Genomic DNA, 16,855 nt, shown 5'->3' with positions numbered 1-16,855 from the left:
GAAATCCTCACTAAGCCTAATCACGCTGACGCGTGATTACTTAGTGATAACCTTGCGGCCGCGGTAGAAACCGTCAGCGGTGATGTGGTGACGCAGGTGTTTCTCACCAGAAGTCTTGTCTACAGACAGGCTGGTAACTGCAGTCAGCGCGTCATGGGAACGACGCATGCCACGTTTGGAACGGGTTGGTTTATTCTGTTGTACGGCCATGGACCTTACTCCTCAATTACTTACGCTTTAAGCTGGCTAATACGGCAAATGGGTTTGGTTTTTGCGCTTCATCAGGCAATTCCCCAAAGACCATGTCCGCCTCGGACACTTCACAGTGTTCAGAATCATGCACCGGAACCACTGGCAAGGTGAGGATGATTTCATCTTCAACCAGAGCCAGAAGATCGATTTCACCGAATTCGTTTACCTCAATCGGCTCATACGCTTCCGGGAGTGCTTCAGCCTGTTCGTCAGAACGAACCGGACTAAAACAATACGTTGTGTGAACATGCTGTACAAACGGTTTCCCGCAACGCTGACACTCGAGGGTTACCGTCACCTTTGCATCACCGGTTAAAACGGCGAGACGCTGGTTGTCGATAGCGAACGACATGGAGCATTCTACATCACTGTCCACACTGACTACGGATTCGGCAATACGCTCAGCCTGATCGGAAGTATAAATACCTTCGTAATCGAGGCGTTTTTGAGCCGTACGAACCGGATCAAGAGTCAGGGGTAATTTTACCTTTTGCATAGGGCGCGCATATTAACTTTGTAACGTCATAGAGTCAAAGAAAAAGGCAACCAGAGCTGCCTTTTGCCAATTATTCGCACACATTGCGGCCTGTAGTTTAAAATGGCTGGCATCGATACGCTATATCTGGTGATAAAAATATGCCAAATCTCGTCCTTGCTTCCACTTCTCCTTACCGCCGAATGTTGCTGGAAAAGCTTGGGATCCCGTTTGAATGTGCCGCACCGGATGTTGATGAAACGCCACAGCCTGGTGAATCACCACGACATCTGGTGAGCCGTCTCGCTAAGGAGAAGGCGCAGTCGCTCGCCGCGCGCTATCCTTCACACTTGATTATAGGCTCCGATCAGGTTTGTGTGCTGGACGGAGAAATAACAGGTAAACCGCACACTGAAGAGAACGCGTTCAAACAGCTTATGCAGGCGCGTGGCAACATTGTGACCTTTTATACGGGTCTGGCGCTCTATAACTCCGCCTCTGGTCATCTGCAAACGGAGTGTGAGCCTTTTGACGTGCACTTCCGCCATCTCAGCGAGCAGGAGATCATGGATTATGTACGCCGGGAGCGTCCGCTGAACTGTGCGGGAAGTTTTAAAAGTGAAGGATTGGGGATTGCGCTATTCGACAAGCTGGACGGACGCGATCCGAATACGCTGGTGGGGTTACCGTTGATAGCGCTGTGCCAGATGTTACGCAGAGAAGCGTGTAATCCGCTGACCCTGTGACGTTTGCCCAGCGGCGCTTCGCTTGCATGGGCCTACAGATTTCGTAGGCCGGGTAAGCGCAGCGCCACCCGGCACATAATCAGCCGCGCAAAACCTTCAGGCAGCGTTTCAACTGCTCATCCAGCGGCGCTTCAATACGAATGACTTCCCCGGTATTCGGATGGGTAAACTTCAGCGCAGCCGCATGCAGGAACAGACGAGACAAGCCGGTTCCCGCCAGCTGCTTATCAAATTCGCGATCGCCATAGCGGTCATCAAACGCAATCGGATGGCCCGCAAACTGCGTATGCACGCGAATCTGATGGGTACGCCCCGTCACCGGGCTGCAGCGTACCAGCGTGGCAAACTCATAACGCTCTTCAACTTTAAAGCGCGTCTCAGACGGTTTCCCTTCCTGGTTTACGCGGACGATGCGCTCACCGCTTTGCAGAATGTTCTTCAGCAACGGCGCCTGCACCACTTTCACATGGGACTGCCACTGACCGCGCACCAGCGCGAGATAATCTTTCTGCATGCCTTTCTCACGCAGTTGCTCATGCAGGGAACGCAGCGCGGAACGCTTTTTCGCCACCAGCAGCACGCCGGAAGTATCGCGGTCAAGACGGTGAACCAGCTCGAGGAAACGGGCTTCCGGACGCAGCGCGCGTAACCCTTCAATCACGCCGAAGCTCAGGCCGCTACCGCCGTGGACTGCGGTCCCTGACGGCTTGTTCAGCACCAGAATGTGGTCGTCTTCATACAGGATCACATCACTCAGAGCCGCCACTTTCTGTAGTTTAGGTGAAACGGTCTCTTCTTCACGCTCGGCAACGCGCACCGGCGGAATGCGCACTTCATCACCCGCCTCGAGTTTGTACTCGGGCTTCACACGTTTTTTGTTAACCCGCACCTCGCCCTTACGCAGGATGCGGTAAATCATGCTCTTTGGCACCCCTTTCAGTTGGGTACGCAAAAAGTTGTCGATACGTTGCCCCGCGTCATCATCCGCGATAGCAACCATTTTTACGGCTGGAGTCTCTGTTTTCATGGTTGGCGATTCTAAATATCGTCAGCCATTAGCGCCACTCATTTTTCTATGCTTATATTTACTTTTGTCCGGCCTGCACCCCGTTTCACGCAATCGATTTGGTGGTTATTAAACCAATCACCGTTTTGAAGTGAAGAAACTGTGAGTAACCGGGTGATAATTGGTAAAAGTCATCTTGCTATAACCCGGCGAGCAGTGGAATAATGAAGCCGTTTTCCGTGTTAAATCCTGGTTACGTAAGGATGTTGACGGAATGACCAATTTTGCCTGACCGATCATCCACGCAGCAATGGCGTAAGACGTATTGATCTTTCAGGCAGTTAGCGGGCTGCGGGTTGCAGTACTTCCCGGTATAAGGATTGTTCTCTGGAGAGTTCTACCCAGGCAATTCCCCTGATAATTGCGCTGTGTTTCCGTATGAAATACAGGCAACCGACACTCTGCGCCTCTTAAGCGAGCGACAACCGTGAGGTTGGCGACGTGAACAGACACGAGGCCATCGGTTCATACCCCGGAAAGCGTCACCTTGCCCGCAGCTTTGTCGTCAATGTAAGAATAACGAGTAAGTTACGATGAAAAGAATGTTAATCAACGCAACTCAGCAAGAAGAGTTGCGTGTCGCCCTTGTGGATGGGCAGCGCCTGTACGACCTGGATATCGAAAGTCCTGGACACGAACAGAAAAAAGCGAACATTTACAAAGGTAAAATCACCCGCATTGAACCCAGCCTTGAAGCTGCATTTGTTGATTACGGTGCTGAGCGTCATGGTTTCCTCCCTCTGAAAGAAATCGCCCGCGAATATTTCCCTGCCAACTACAACGCCCATGGCCGCCCAAACATCAAAGATGTTCTGCGTGAAGGTCAGGAAGTTATCGTCCAGATTGATAAAGAAGAGCGTGGCAACAAAGGTGCCGCACTGACGACCTTTATTAGCCTGGCAGGGAGCTATCTGGTGCTGATGCCAAACAACCCGCGTGCGGGTGGCATCTCTCGCCGTATCGAAGGTGATGACCGTACCGAGCTGAAAGAAGCGCTGGCAAGCCTTGAGCTGCCGGATGGCATGGGGCTTATCGTGCGTACCGCAGGCGTGGGCAAATCTGCCGAAGCGCTGCAGTGGGACTTAAGCTTCCGTCTGAAGCACTGGGAAGCTATCCAGAAAGCTGCAGAAAGCCGCCCTGCTCCGTTCCTGATCCACCAGGAAAGCAACGTTATCGTGCGTGCCTTCCGTGACTACCTGCGTCAGGACATCGGTGAAATCCTGATCGACAACCCAAAAGTGCTTGAACTGGCTCGCCAGCACATCGCCGCACTGGGTCGTCCGGATTTCACCAGCAAAATCAAACTGTACACCGGCGAAATCCCGCTGTTCAGCCACTATCAGATTGAATCCCAGATTGAGTCCGCCTTCCAGCGTGAAGTGCGCCTGCCCTCTGGCGGTTCTATCGTAATCGATACAACAGAAGCGCTGACCGCAATCGACATCAACTCCGCACGTGCCACACGCGGCGGTGACATCGAAGAGACCGCCTTCAACACCAACCTTGAAGCCGCAGATGAAATCGCCCGCCAGCTCCGCCTGCGCGACCTGGGTGGTCTGATTGTTATCGACTTCATCGACATGACGCCGGTCCGCCACCAGCGTGCGGTCGAGAACCGCCTGCGTGAAGCGGTACGTCAGGATCGTGCACGTATCCAGATTAGCCATATCTCGCGCTTCGGCCTGCTGGAGATGTCCCGCCAGCGCCTGAGCCCGTCGCTGGGTGAATCCAGCCATCACGTCTGCCCGCGTTGCTCCGGCACCGGTACCGTACGTGATAACGAATCTCTCTCCCTCTCTATCCTGCGTCTGATTGAAGAAGAAGCGCTGAAAGAGAACACCAAAGAGGTTCACGCCATTGTCCCTGTGCCAATTGCCTCCTACCTGCTGAACGAAAAACGTGCTGCGGTGAGTGCTATCGAAGCACGTCAGGGCGGCGTTCGCTGCATCATCGTGCCAAACGACCAGATGGAAACCCCGCACTACCACGTGCTGCGTGTCCGTAAAGGTGAAGAGACCAGCACGCTCAGCTATCTGCTGCCGAAACTGCACGAAGAAGAGATGGCGCTGCCTTCCGATGAGGAACCCGCCGAGCGCAAACTGCCAGAGCAGCCTGCGTTAGCCACTTTTATCATGCCAGAAGCACCGCCAGAAGCGGCCCTGGAAAAACCAGTCACTAAACCTGTCGTGCAGAAACCAGAAGCCGCTGCACCGAAAGCCCAGCCGGCGCAACCGGGTCTGCTGAGCCGCTTCTTCGGCGCGCTGAAAAAGATGTTTGCGGGTGAAGAAGTCCAGCCAGAGCAGCCGAAAGAAGAACCAAAAGCGGCTAAACCTGAGCGTCAGCAGGATCGTCGTAAACGTCAGAACAACCGCCGCGATCGTAATGACCGCAACGACCGTAACGATCGTAACGACCGTCGTGACAACCGTTCAGACAACAGCGAAGGCCGTGAGCAACGCGAAGACAACCGTCGCAACCGTCGCGAGAAACAACAGCAGAACGTTGAAGATCGTGAAATTCGCCAGCAGGCGGGCGATGAGTCTGAGAAAGGCAAACAGCGTGACGACCAGCAGCCACGTCGCGAACGTAGCCGTCGTCGTAACGACGAGAAACGTCAGGCGCAGCAGGAAGTCAAAAATCTGAACCGCGAAGAGCCTGTAGAGCAGCAGGACAGCGAGCAGGAAGAACGTACTCAGGTTATGCCACGTCGTAAGCAGCGCCAGCTGACGCAGAAAGTGCGCATTGGTGCTCCTCAGGCAGAAGAAACCGCAGCTGTAGCGGCTGAAGTACCGGAAGCCGCAACGGGTACGCAGATTGCAAAAGTTGATCTGCCAGCCGTTGTGGAAAATCACGTTGAGCAGGATGAGAATGGGGAAAACCGTGACAACGCAGGCATGCCGCGCCGTTCACGTCGTTCTCCGCGTCATCTGCGCGTCAGCGGCCAGCGTCGTCGTCGTTACCGTGACGAGCGTTACCCGACTCAGTCTCCAATGCCGTTGACCGTCGCGTGCGCGTCACCTGAAATGGCATCCGGCAAAGTCTGGATCCGTTACCCGGTTGCTCGCCCGGAGCAGGCTGTTGAAGAACAGGCTGTGACCGAAGAGGTGATTGCACCTGTCGCCGCGGTTGAAGAGGTCGTGACTGAAGCCGCAACCGTGGTTGAGCCTCAGGCTGTTGAAACAGCAGAACCTCAGGCTGTAGAAGTCGAAACCACGCACCCTGAAGTGATTGCCGCGCCGGTTGAAGCCGCTCCACAGCTGATTGCTGAAGAAGATGTCGTGGTCGCTAAGGACGTCGCTGAAGAGGCTGAACCTGTAGCCGCAGTGGAAGAGACCGCTGAAGCCATCGTCGAAACCACCACTGAAGACGTTGTTCAGGACGTTGAGATTCAGGTTGAACCGGTTGTCGAAGACGTGAAAGCGCCTGAAGTGGAGCCAGAGCCGGTTAAGATTGTCGCCGCGCCTGCGCCAGTTCACGTTGCAACAGCGCCGATGACACGTGCTCCGGCACCGGATTATGTGCCTGAAGCACCGCGTCACAGCGACTGGGTTCGCCCGGAATTCAACTTCGAAGGTAAAGGTGCAGCCGGTGGTCACAGTGCTACGCACAAGGCTACTGCACCAGCCACCCGTCCGCAGTCTGTTGAATAACGGACGCTGGCGCTGAAAGCCGACCTTCGGGTCGGCTTTTTTATGGCTGCTGCACGGGCTTTCTCATTCCCGTGACCTCCGGCATGACCTGCCGCATCAACTCCAGAAAACGCCGCAAACGCGCAGGATAATAACGAGACCAGGGATAAACCAGATGCACCGGTAATGCCGCCGGTTGCCACTCTGGCAGCACATGCACCAGCCGCCCTTCCCGAATATCGTCATGTACCGTCCAGCTTGACACTACCGCCACACCCAGCCCGGTGAGTGCCGTTTTACGTGCAACATACAGGCTGTCAGTGCTGAGGCGCGGAGTAATGTCAATTCGCGCGGTGGCTGACGAAGCATCATGAAAAAGCTCTACATGACGCTGGTAGAAAGAGTTAATGGCAATCCACGGAAACGGTTGCAAATCCTCAGGCGTGTTAACCGCCGGGAAACGGGCCAGTAATGCCGGAGATGCCACCACCGAGCGCGGCACTTCCGCCAGCAGCACGGATACGGTCGCCGGATCGACTTCTGCCCCCACCCGAATAGCACAATCAAGGTTGTCACCGAGAAAATCAGCCGACCGATCGTTGAGCAACCACTCAATGGAAAGCTGCGGATAACGCTGCAAAAACTCGGTTAACGGTTGCAGGAGTTGATCCTGACCAAACGCGTGCGGTGCCCGCACCCTCAGCACACCTACCGGTTCATCTTCCGTCTGCCCCACCTCATCTTCCAGTGCCAGCCAGCTGTCAATCACCCGACGAGCGTGCTGATAGCAGCGTTCACCGTCATCCGTCAGCCGTGTCGTATGGGTGGTGCGCAACATCAGGCGTACGCCAAACATCGTCTCAAGCGATTGCAGCCGTCGACTCACCGTGGCCTGGGTTGTTGCCAGCTGGCGTGCCGCAGCAGAGAGTGAACCAGCCTCAACAATACGGACAAACGTTCGCATTAACTCCACCCTGTCTATACGCTCAACTCTTTTCATTATCTTTCCACTTATACGTTCAACGTATAAGCGTTTTACCACCGGGCCCGCTACCGTCGCAAGGCGTCCTGGTAAAAAATAGCCGTACACCATGAATGAGGAATGTCTTATGAAAACAACCACTGCCGCCCATGCCGTAAGCCGCTGGGTCATTTTAATGCTGGCACTCGGGGCTGGCTTTAGCGTGGCATCTATCTATTATGCCCAGCCTCTGCTGCCCCTGATGGGCGCAGACCTTCACCTGAGTATCGAAGGAATGGGCATGGTCCCTACGCTCACCCAGGCCGGTTATGCCTTAGGGATCCTGTTCCTGTTACCGCTCGGCGACCGCCACGACCGCAGGACATTAATACTGATAAAAAGTGCGGCGCTGGCGCTGTTTCTTCTTGGCTGTAGTCTGACCGGACAGATCCACTCCCTGCTGCTGACGAGTCTGCTCATCGGCATGGCCGCCACCATGGCGCAGGATATTGTCCCGGCAGCGGCTATTCTTGCGCCGGAAGGTAAACAGGGGAAAACCGTGGGTACAGTGATGACCGGTCTGCTGCTGGGGATTTTGCTCTCCCGAACCGTCAGCGGTATCGTGGGCGAAGCGTTCGGCTGGCGCGTGATGTATCAGCTGGCTGCGGCAAGTATCGCATTTATCGGCGTGGTGATGTGGGCGGTACTTCCTCGTTTTGCCATTCACTCCACGCTGAGCTATCCCGCGCTTATGCGCTCAATGGCGCATTTGTGGCGTCGTTACCCCGCTCTGCGCCGTGCGGCGCTGGCTCAGGGTTTTCTGTCGATTGCCTTTAGTGCCTTCTGGTCTACGCTGGCGGTCATGCTGCTGGAACGCTATCACCTCGGGAGTGCAGTCGCGGGTGGTTTTGGTATCGCCGGTGCGGCCGGTGCGTTAGCCGCGCCGCTGGCGGGTGGTCTGGCAGACAAATTGGGTGCCGGGAAAGTCACGCAGCTTGGTGCAATCCTCGTGACCATCTCGTTTGCCCTGATGTTCCTGATGCCCGCGCTGGGGATGCACGGACAGCTGGTTCTGATTGCCCTCTCTGCCGTCGGGTTCGATCTGGGTCTGCAGTCCAGCCTGGTTGCACACCAGAATCTGGTCTATAGCCTTGAACCGAAGGCGCGCGGTCGTCTTAACGCCCTGCTCTTTACCGTGATCTTTATCGGCATGGCATTGGGCTCCGCATTAGGCAGCAATATTTATACGCTGGCGGGCTGGACGGGCGTGGTCGCTCTGGCAACGGTATGCGGCATCATTGCGCTGGCAATCCGTCTGGTTGAAAGCGCCCGCCTCGCCTCAGCGCCGGCGGAAATGGCATAAAAAAATGCCCAATCCAGACGGATTGGGCAGCAAAACATGCCCAGTTTCAAGACATGTTCTAAGAGGTCAAGATGTTATTTGTTCAGCTGGAACAGAGACATGCCCTGCATATCGCTAAACGCTTTATACGAGGCCTGCAAGGCCGCCTGCTGCATGGTGTAGGATGAAATTACCGAGTTCCAGTCCACGTCAACCAGGTCACTCATCTGTTGGGTCTGGCCCAGAGCACGGTCTTCACCCAGAGAATCCAGCTTGCCTAGCTCATCCAGCTTAATGCCGAGATCGGCGCGCACGGTCAGAACGTTGTTGAGAGAGTTGCTCAGGCCACGGTTGGCTTTATCAATAGCCGCAGTAAACGCCTCGGCTTTCGTTTCGTCATCACCAATCGGCGTATTCAGCGCCCCGATAGCGGTGTCGAGGATCTTGAACAAATTCGTTTCCTGCGTACTCCCCGCCGGCTCTGGTTTCGCATTGCTGGTGAAGCTGTCGAAAACTTCTGCGCCCGTATGGCTTATTTGCATCGTGCGCGCGGAGTCAACCTGCTGGCTGATTGGCGTCCCGCCGCCCTTATAGTCACCGGTAGTCTGGTCAAAAGCCGCCGCTTCGGTTTTGTATCCTGAAAAGATATAGCGACCGTTACCGTCCGTGCTGTTAGCCAGGTTCATTAGCTGATCGCGAATACCTTGCAGGTTCGTTGCCAGCGAAGCGCGGTCATCATCACTTAACGTGCCGTTGCCCGCATTGACAATCTTTTCCTGAGCAGCCTGGATAGCGGTTGTCACTTGCGATAACACGTTCTCTTCCAGCGAAACTTTTGTCGTAGCGAAGGAGCGCGCCAGCGCATACTGGCTGTTTTGTGTTTGAGCCTGAGAGAGCACAACGGCCTGCGAGGCGGCAATCGGGTCGTCAGAAGGACGGTTGACGCGCTTACCCGTAGACATCTGCTCGCCGTAGCTTAGCCAGAGGCTTTGGGAGTTCGTCACGCCGCGCATGCTTTGCTCATACATCATTTGAGTACTAATACGCATTTTTTATGCCTCAGCCTTAGCGGATATTGATCAATGCATCAAACAGCGTACTCGCCGTTTGAAGCACCTGCGCATTCGCCAGATAGTACTGCTGATAGCGCTGGAGGTTGCCATACTCTTCATCCAGGTTAACCCCGGAGATTGACTGCTGTTGTTTGGTAAGCTGCGTCACCACGTTAACTTTGGTTTCACTGCTGGTTTTCAGCGACGCCGTGGTGCTACCCACCGTACTGACCAATGAGGCATAAGCATCGTTAAAGGTTTTATTCCCACCCACCAGCCTGGCGCTCTGCAAATCCAGGAGCTTTTGGCCATTGGTATTGTCGCTTGCTCCGCTTCCATTCGCTGAAGCCATCGCCAGTTTGGACTCGTCGCTGATCGTAACGTCCATATTGATGATAACGTCATTCACCGGTTTGACGATGAAACTGTCTTTAGTATTGGCTGAGCCACTAATATTGACGTTGAGACCATCAAACGACAGATTACCACTGGTATCAGGCTGGGCCGTGAAGCTGGTGTTGTCTGAAAGACGCGTGATTGTCCAGTCAGTACCGTTGTACTCAACTTTATAGTTTGTCGCCTGGACCTTAGTACTGTCCGTCATCGTGGCCGTAACAGACGCACTTCCGGTATTTTTGCCATTACTCAGCACCGCCGGAGATCCAAAGTCGAACAGTTTACCGCCTGGGTCCCCGTTTGCATCAAAGCCAGCCTGATGCTGGGTATTCATGGCATCAGCAAACGCCAGCGCCATCTGGTTAAGCGTATTTCGTGCCTGATCCAGATCCTGAGAACGAAACGTTAACAGCCCCCCAAGCGACCCCGTGGTGATCTGTTTTTCCTTGATCTCCACGCTACCCGCTACGGCATCCACATAAGCAATGGTTGTACGCGCAGGATCCGCGCTGGATTTCACCGCCGCCAGCTGGCTTGCGTTGCTGCCCTGTACCAGGCTGTAGCCGTTGGCGATAGAGATGTTGTAGGTGCCACTGTCCTGTATGGTGACATCAACACCGACAATCTTATTCAGTTCACTCACCAGCTGATCGCGCTGGTCGAGCAGTTCGTTAGGCGATGCACCCGCGCCAACACCGGTAAGACGGGAAATCTGATCGTTCAGATTGGCAATCTGCTTCGCATAGTTATTGATCTGATCGACGCTGGTAGAAATCGCCGTATTAACCTGTGAATCCTGGTCACGGAGATACTGATCGTTCGTTTTGAACTGATTCACCAGACCGTCCGCTTTACCCAGCACCGTTTGACGTGCAGCCGGGTCTTCGGCGTTGCTCACCAGCGTTTGCAGACTTTTGAAGAAATCCTGCAGGGTGGTTGAAAGCGAGTTCGTGGTATCGGAGAGCACATCGTCAATTTTTGACATCTGCTGATAGCGCGTCGTCAGGCCGCTGCTCTGGGTCTGCGCGGCGCGCAGCTGGTTGGTAATGAAAGCGTCATACTCACGCTGGACACCGGAGACATACACCCCGTTACCCACCCAGCCACCGCCGGTCAGCGTGCTGTTAGAGGCACCCAGTACCGTGGTCTGGCGGGTGTAACCTGCCACGTTATAGCTTGAAATATTATTACTGACGGTATTGAGTGCCGACTGCGCGGCACTGAGGCCACTCATGGCGCTGTTAATCAAACTGGACATGGGGGTTCCTTTTATACGTTCAGACACGAGTCCTGATGAAGGTTATCGGCAACCTCCACCGGGACTTGAGAACTTTCAGAACAGATTTTCAATATCTGTGCTATAGGCTTTACTGACCTTCTCGCCCATGGATTTCAGCTGCTGGATCATGCTGGTAAGCTTACGAGCGTAGTTCGGGTCGGTCGCGTAGCCTGCGTTTTGCAGGGCCTGAGCGCCCTGCTCCGCCGTCGCCGCCTGCGTAACGGCGGTATAACGTGGATTTCGGCTCAGCAGACCGACATAGTCGGACAATGCTTCCAGATAGGAGCTGTAAACACGGAATTTCGCTTTCACCTTCACCGCCGCACCGTTCTCGTATTCGGTGGTGGTGATCTCCGTTGTCGGTCCCTTCCAGCTGGAGGTGGCCTTCACGCCGAAGATGTTAAAGCTCGGGTCGCCGTTTTCCTTACGGATCTGGCGCTGGCCCCACCCGGATTCCAGCGCGGCCTGGGCCAGAATAAGATGGTGTGGCACACCGCTCTGCTCACTGGCAAGGCGGGCCGGCAGCGAAAGCTGCGCCAGAAAGTCTTTGCTGTCACCGGAGAGCGGCTCGTCGCTGCTCACCGTCGCCTTCGGTATCGCTTTACGCACCATTTGCGTCAGGGCCTGGTTCTGATAGCTGGTCACCGTTTGCAGGTCAAACTTCATCGGTACCTGCTGCGGCTCATCTTTCGGCTGGATCCCCTGCGCGGCTTCGGTCTGTTTGACTATCATGTCAGCCAGACCGAGGCCTTTACCGGCGGTCATCTGCTGCGCAATCTGCTGGTCATACATGCTGGTGTAAAGACGCGTTGAATCGCTGCTGAACATCCCGTCTTTCGGCAGGGTTTCACGCATGCTTTTCAGCATCATCTGTACAAACATCCCTTCCACCTGGCGGGCGACCGGGCGGATATTCGCCGCCGGGTCTTTACCTGCTTTGGTTTTCAGTTCGTTGAGCGACTGCGCATCCCAGGCGGCACTGGTCAACAGTTTGCTATCGGTCAGCATCAGATGATTTCCAGTTTGGCGCGCAGACAGCCTGCACTTTGCATGGACTGCAGAATGGACATCAGATCCATCGGCGTGGCACCCAGCGCATTCAGAGCACGCACGACGCTGTTCAGGTTGGCGCTGGAGCGTACGCTCTGCAGAGAACCACCGCTCTGACGTAAATCAATCTGCGTTTGTGGCGTCACCACCGTCTGGCCGCCACCAAATGGGGTATCCGGCTGGCTGACGTTGGCAGAACGGTTAACCGTCACGGAGAGGTTACCCTGCGCCACGGCGCAGCTATCCAGCGAGACTTCCCGGTTCATCACCACGGAGCCCGTACGGGAGTTGATGATCACTTTGGCATCCTGAACAGGGACGTTCACTTCCATATTCTGGATATCGGCCAGCATGCGCACCTGGTTGCTGCTGCCTGTGGAGGTACGGATCTGCACGGTACGGGCATCCAGCGCCGTCGCACTGCCATAGCCGCGGCTGCGGTTGATGGTGTCGGCGATCTGCTGCGCCATGGTGAAATCTTCGTTGTTCAGCTGCAGGTTGATGGTATTCCCGGCGCCGAACTGGGTCGGCAGTTCACGCTCAATGATCGCGCCGTTGGTAATGCGTCCGCCGTTCAGCTGGTTCACCTGCACACTGCTACCGCCAGCTGAGGCCCCCGCACCGCCGACCAGAATGTTACCCTGCGCCAGGGCATAGACCTGGCTGTCGACGCCTTTCAGCGGCGTCATCAGCAGCGTACCGCCGCGCAGGCTTTTGGCGTTCCCCATAGAGGAGACCACCACATCAATGGTCTGCCCCTGGCGTGCAAACGCCGGGTAAGAGGCCGTGACCATGACCGCAGCCACGTTTTTCAGCTGCATGTTGGTTCCCGCCGGAACGGTAATACCGAGCTGGGAAAGCATGTTGTTCAGGCTCTGCGTCGTGAATGGCGTCTGGGTTGTCTGGTCACCCGTACCGTCCAGCCCCACCACCAGGCCATAGCCAATCAGCGAGTTCTCGCGTACGCCCTGAACGCTGGTGAGATCGCGAATACGGTCAGCCTGGGCAAAGGTAGCCACCAGAACCAGCGCCACGGCGAAGATCGATTTAAACATGGGTCACCTCGCTTACATCGGCGATAAATTAAGGAAGAAGCGCTGCAGCCAACCCATATTTTGCGCTTCATTAATGTAGCCGTTACCGACGTACTCAATGCGCGCATCCGCCACCTGAGTGGACGGAACGGTGTTGGTGCCGCTGATGGTGCGTGGATTCACCACGCCCGAGAAGCGAATGAATTCAGTGCCCTGGTTAATGGCGATCTGTTTTTCACCCACAACGTGTAAGTTGCCGTTAACCAGCACCTGGTCAACCGTGACCGTCAGCGTACCGCTAAAGGTATTGCTGGCGTTCGCGCCACCTTTACCGTTAAAGGTATTGCCGCCGGAAGCCTCAACGTCCGCTCGCGCATTGCCGAAGAGTCCTTGCAGATAACGCGGTACGGTGTCAAAGCCAAAATTGGTTTTGCCATCGCGGCTGGCATTCGCCGACGAGCTCTTGCTCGCGCTGACGTTTTCCTGCAGAACAATGGTCAATGTATCGCCGACGTTACGCGGGCGGCGATCTTCAAACAGCGGCTGATAACCGTAATTAATCGGCTGCGCGGTCTGGAAAATAGAGCCGTTTACCACTGGCGCAGGGCCAGGAACGGGTTGGGCAGTCGTCGCACCCTGGACTAATGGTTTAGACGGGATCCAGGCACACCCGCTGAGGGTGACGGCCAGGACAGTCAGTATCGGATAACGAAACGCCGCGTTTTTTTGCATTGCCTTCATCTTCGAAAACAGGGAGCCGGTGCGGCGTTTACCGCACCGGGCAACACCTTAGAGTTGCGTCAGTTTTTGCAGCATCTGATCGGTCGTCGAGACTGCTTTACTGTTAATTTCATACGCGCGCTGAACCTGGATCATATTCACCAGCTCTTCCGCCACGTTCACGTTGGAGGTTTCTACATACCCCTGATACAGCAAACCCGCACCGTTCAGGCCAGGCGTGCTTTCATTTGGCGTACCGGAGGATTGCGTTTCGGTGTAGAGGTTCTCACCAATGCTTTCCAGACCGGTATCGTTCATGAAGGTGGTCAGGTTGAGCTGTCCGACCTGGACCGGCGCAGCCTGGCCCTGCTGGGTCACGCTGACCACACCGTCGCGGCCGATAGTAATGCTCAGGGCGTTCGCCGGAATGGTGATCGCAGGTTGAACCTGGAAACCGCCCGCCGTCACCAGCTGGCCGTTCTGATCGACCTGGAACGAGCCGTCACGGGTATAGGCAGAAGTACCGTCAGGCAACTGCACCTGGAAGAAGCCCTGACCTTTGATTGCCACGTCTTTACTGTTGTTGGTCTGAGACAGGTTGCCCTGGCTGTGCAGACGCTCGGTGGCCACCGGGCGAACACCGGTACCGATCTGCAGACCTGACGGCAACGTCGTCTGTTCAGAAGACTGCGCGCCCGGCTGACGGATGGTTTGATAAAGCAAATCTTCGAAAACGGCGCGCTGACGCTTGAAACCATTGGTGCTGACGTTTGCCAGGTTGTTGGCAATCACATCCATGTTGGTTTGCTGCGCGTCCAGGCCAGTTTTCGCGATCCATAAAGAACTGATCATAAAGAGTCCTGTTAACTCATAGACAGAAGTTGGTTAGCCTTGCCCGCGTTTTCATCCACGCTGCTGATAATTTTCATCTGCATTTCGAAACGACGGGCGCTGGCGATCATGTCGCTCATGGCGGCTACCGGCTTGACGTTACTGCCTTCCAGAACGCCGGACATCACGCGGATGCTCGGATCGGCCTGTAACGTAGCACCACGGGTAGCCTGAGCAGCCTGGGTCAGACGGAACATCCCGTCGTCACCACGCTGCACCTCTTTGCCTTCCGCTTTTACCAGTTTCAGTCGTCCGACAGGGGCAACGGTATTGGCCGGATCGCCCGGGTTCAACGCGGAGATGGTACCGTCAGCCGCGATGGTCAGCTCAGAGCCTTCAGGCACCGTCAGCGGACCCGCTTCCCCCATCACCGGATGACCCTGAATCGTCAACTGGCCGGTTGCACTAACCTGGATATTCCCGTTACGGGTATAGCCTTCGCTGCCATCAGCGGTCTGCACCGCCAGCCAGCCGTCCTGCTGCAGCGCAACGTCCAGCGGGCGTGAGGTGTAATCCATCTGCCCTGGCGTCATATCTGCGCCAGGGGTAGAGGCGGCGACCAGCGTACGGGTCGGCAGGGAAAGACCTTCTACCGGCACCGCGCGCAACGCATTCAGCTGCGCGCGAAAGCCCGGCGTCGAGGCGTTTGCCAGGTTGCTGGCAGTAACGGCCTGCTGATTGAGCGTCTGACTTGCCGCGCCCATCGCGGTATATATTGCGTGATCCATTGCGCTTTCCTGTTAGCCGCTTAACGCAGGTTAACCAGCGTGTTGAGGATCTGATCCTGGGTCTTGATGGTCTGCGCGTTCGACTGATAGTTACGTTGCGCGACAATCATGTTCACCAGCTCTTTACTCAGATCGACGTTTGAGGCTTCCAGCGCACCGTTGGTCAGCGTGCCGAAGTTACCGCTTCCCGCTGTACCCAGCAGCGCCACGCCGGAGGACTGGGTAGCCGACCAGACGTTATCGCCTTCAGACTTCAGGCCTTCGTTGTTGGCGAAGTTTGCCAGCACGATCTGACCCAGCACCTGAGTCTGTTCGTTGGAATAGTTCCCCACCACGGTACCGTCATCGTTGATCTGATAGCTCACCAGATCGCCCGGCTTGAAGCCATTCTGGCTGGTCGCCACGATATTGTTTGCGCCGGTGTTCTGCTGCATAGAGTTAGCAAAACTCATGGCGAAGGTCGCAGGGGTCGCACCCGGGATGGTCCCGGTCGTCAGGTTGATGTTTCCACCACCGGTCAACGTCCCGTTATTATCGAAGGTCAGCGTGGTGGCCAGTGCCGCCGTGCTGCCTGCCACGCTACCGTCCTGGGCATACACTTTCCAGGAGTTGGCCGGAGTCGCATCTTTGACGTAAAACAGGTTCATGTTGTGCGCATTACCCTGGCTATCAAAGACGGTTACCGTGCCTTTTTTGTTGTAGGTATCCGGGTTAGCCGGATCAAAGGCGGTGGTCGGTGCGGTGTCGGTGGAATTGAGGTTAATCTGCTGGGAAGCCGTGGAGGTGGACTTCGCGGCCATCAGCGTGGTCGGGATATTAATCGCCTGTGGATTCGCACCGGTCTGAACCGTTGATGGCGTGCCGGCAACCGGATAACCGGTTAATTGCATCCCCTGCATGTTCACCAGGTTACGGTTCTCGTCCAGCTTAAACTGGCCGTTACGGCTGTAGAACACCGAGCCGTTTGCATCGACCATACGGAAGAAACCGTTCTGGCTGATGGCAACGTCCAGGCCGCGCCCGGTATTGGTGGTGGTGCCGTCGGTAAAGTCCTGAGTGATACCCGCAACTTTGACGCCCAGCCCCACTTTGGAACCGGCAAACATGTCTGCAAAGGAAGCAGAACCGGATTTAAAACCATAGGTCGCGGAGTTGGCGATGTTGTTGCCAATGACATCCAGGTTGGTGGCCGCAGCATTCAGGCCGCTGACCGCTTGAGAAAAGGCCATGACTT

15 protein-coding genes are annotated in these 16,855 nt (G+C 55.7%); 3 read left to right on the top strand and 12 right to left on the bottom strand.

Features of this window, described 5'->3' with window-relative positions; all coding sequences use genetic code 11:
• Positions 1–36: 36 nt before the first annotated feature.
• Positions 37–210: a 50S ribosomal protein L32 gene (gene rpmF / locus L3068_RS08485; RefSeq protein ID WP_003857964.1), complete on the bottom strand. Its 174-nt coding sequence runs from the start codon at positions 208–210 to the stop codon at positions 37–39.
• A gap of 16 nt (positions 211–226) precedes the next feature.
• Positions 227–748: a 23S rRNA accumulation protein YceD gene (gene yceD / locus L3068_RS08480; RefSeq protein ID WP_014883375.1), complete on the bottom strand. Its 522-nt coding sequence runs from the start codon at positions 746–748 to the stop codon at positions 227–229.
• Between the two features lie 140 nt (positions 749–888).
• On the opposite strand from yceD, the gene L3068_RS08475 reads away from it, so the two are divergent.
• Positions 889–1,473, top strand: coding sequence for a Maf family protein (locus L3068_RS08475; protein ID WP_023332694.1), 585 nt, complete (start codon positions 889–891; stop codon positions 1,471–1,473).
• Positions 1,474–1,552: 79 nt separating this feature from the next.
• Here L3068_RS08475 and rluC read toward each other — a convergent pair whose 3' ends face one another.
• Complete coding sequence (gene rluC, locus L3068_RS08470) at positions 1,553–2,500, bottom strand: 23S rRNA pseudouridine(955/2504/2580) synthase RluC (RefSeq protein ID WP_014883373.1); 948 nt, start codon at positions 2,498–2,500, stop codon at positions 1,553–1,555.
• Between the two features lie 572 nt (positions 2,501–3,072).
• Here rluC and rne point away from each other — a divergent pair.
• The gene (gene rne, locus L3068_RS08465) at positions 3,073–6,189 is read left to right on the top strand and encodes a ribonuclease E (protein ID WP_048996966.1); all 3,117 of its coding nucleotides are present in this window, start codon (positions 3,073–3,075) and stop codon (positions 6,187–6,189) included.
• A gap of 40 nt (positions 6,190–6,229) precedes the next feature.
• Here the strand turns inward: rne and L3068_RS08460 are convergent, their stop codons facing one another.
• Positions 6,230–7,261: a LysR family transcriptional regulator gene (locus tag L3068_RS08460; protein WP_080470443.1), complete on the bottom strand. Its 1,032-nt coding sequence runs from the start codon at positions 7,259–7,261 to the stop codon at positions 6,230–6,232.
• A gap of 16 nt (positions 7,262–7,277) precedes the next feature.
• Here L3068_RS08460 and L3068_RS08455 point away from each other — a divergent pair, with 16 nt between their 5' ends.
• Positions 7,278–8,492, top strand: a complete 1,215-nt coding sequence (locus L3068_RS08455; RefSeq protein WP_117581379.1) for an MFS transporter — start codon at positions 7,278–7,280, stop codon at positions 8,490–8,492.
• Positions 8,493–8,566: 74 nt separating this feature from the next.
• On the opposite strand, the gene flgL is transcribed toward L3068_RS08455, so the two are convergent.
• The 8 genes from flgL to flgE form a co-directional block, all read right to left on the bottom strand.
• Positions 8,567–9,520, bottom strand: coding sequence for a flagellar hook-associated protein FlgL (gene flgL, locus L3068_RS08450; RefSeq protein ID WP_014883369.1), 954 nt, complete (start codon positions 9,518–9,520; stop codon positions 8,567–8,569).
• A gap of 16 nt (positions 9,521–9,536) precedes the next feature.
• Positions 9,537–11,177 (bottom strand): flagellar hook-associated protein FlgK, encoded by a 1,641-nt coding sequence (gene flgK, locus L3068_RS08445; protein ID WP_014883368.1) that lies wholly within the window; start codon positions 11,175–11,177, stop codon positions 9,537–9,539.
• A gap of 75 nt (positions 11,178–11,252) precedes the next feature.
• On the bottom strand, positions 11,253–12,206 hold the full coding sequence (flgJ, locus tag L3068_RS08440; RefSeq protein ID WP_023332690.1) for a flagellar assembly peptidoglycan hydrolase FlgJ: 954 nt from the start codon (positions 12,204–12,206) through the stop codon (positions 11,253–11,255).
• Positions 12,206–13,303, bottom strand: coding sequence for a flagellar basal body P-ring protein FlgI (locus L3068_RS08435; protein WP_014883366.1), 1,098 nt, complete (start codon positions 13,301–13,303; stop codon positions 12,206–12,208). The genes flgJ and L3068_RS08435 overlap by 1 nt, the downstream gene beginning before the upstream one ends.
• Before the next feature lie 12 nt (positions 13,304–13,315).
• Positions 13,316–14,014, bottom strand: coding sequence for a flagellar basal body L-ring protein FlgH (flgH, locus tag L3068_RS08430; protein ID WP_003857987.1), 699 nt, complete (start codon positions 14,012–14,014; stop codon positions 13,316–13,318).
• A 57-nt stretch (positions 14,015–14,071) separates the two neighbouring features.
• Positions 14,072–14,854: a flagellar basal-body rod protein FlgG gene (gene flgG / locus L3068_RS08425; RefSeq protein ID WP_008500810.1), complete on the bottom strand. Its 783-nt coding sequence runs from the start codon at positions 14,852–14,854 to the stop codon at positions 14,072–14,074.
• A gap of 11 nt (positions 14,855–14,865) precedes the next feature.
• Positions 14,866–15,621 carry a flagellar basal body rod protein FlgF gene (locus L3068_RS08420; protein ID WP_014883365.1) on the bottom strand — a complete coding sequence of 252 codons (756 nt, stop codon included), beginning with the start codon at positions 15,619–15,621 and terminating at the stop codon, positions 14,866–14,868.
• 20 nt (positions 15,622–15,641) lie between these two features.
• Complete coding sequence (flgE, locus tag L3068_RS08415; RefSeq protein ID WP_014883364.1) at positions 15,642–16,850, bottom strand: flagellar hook protein FlgE; 1,209 nt, start codon at positions 16,848–16,850, stop codon at positions 15,642–15,644.
• Positions 16,851–16,855: the final 5 nt, after the last annotated feature.

The organism is Enterobacter cloacae complex sp. ECL414, from assembly GCF_021869685.1.
Classification (GTDB): Bacteria; Pseudomonadota; Gammaproteobacteria; order Enterobacterales; family Enterobacteriaceae; genus Enterobacter; species Enterobacter kobei.
The sequence above is the reverse complement of the archived record's forward strand: the minus strand, read 5'-3'. Positions and strand labels throughout refer to the sequence as shown.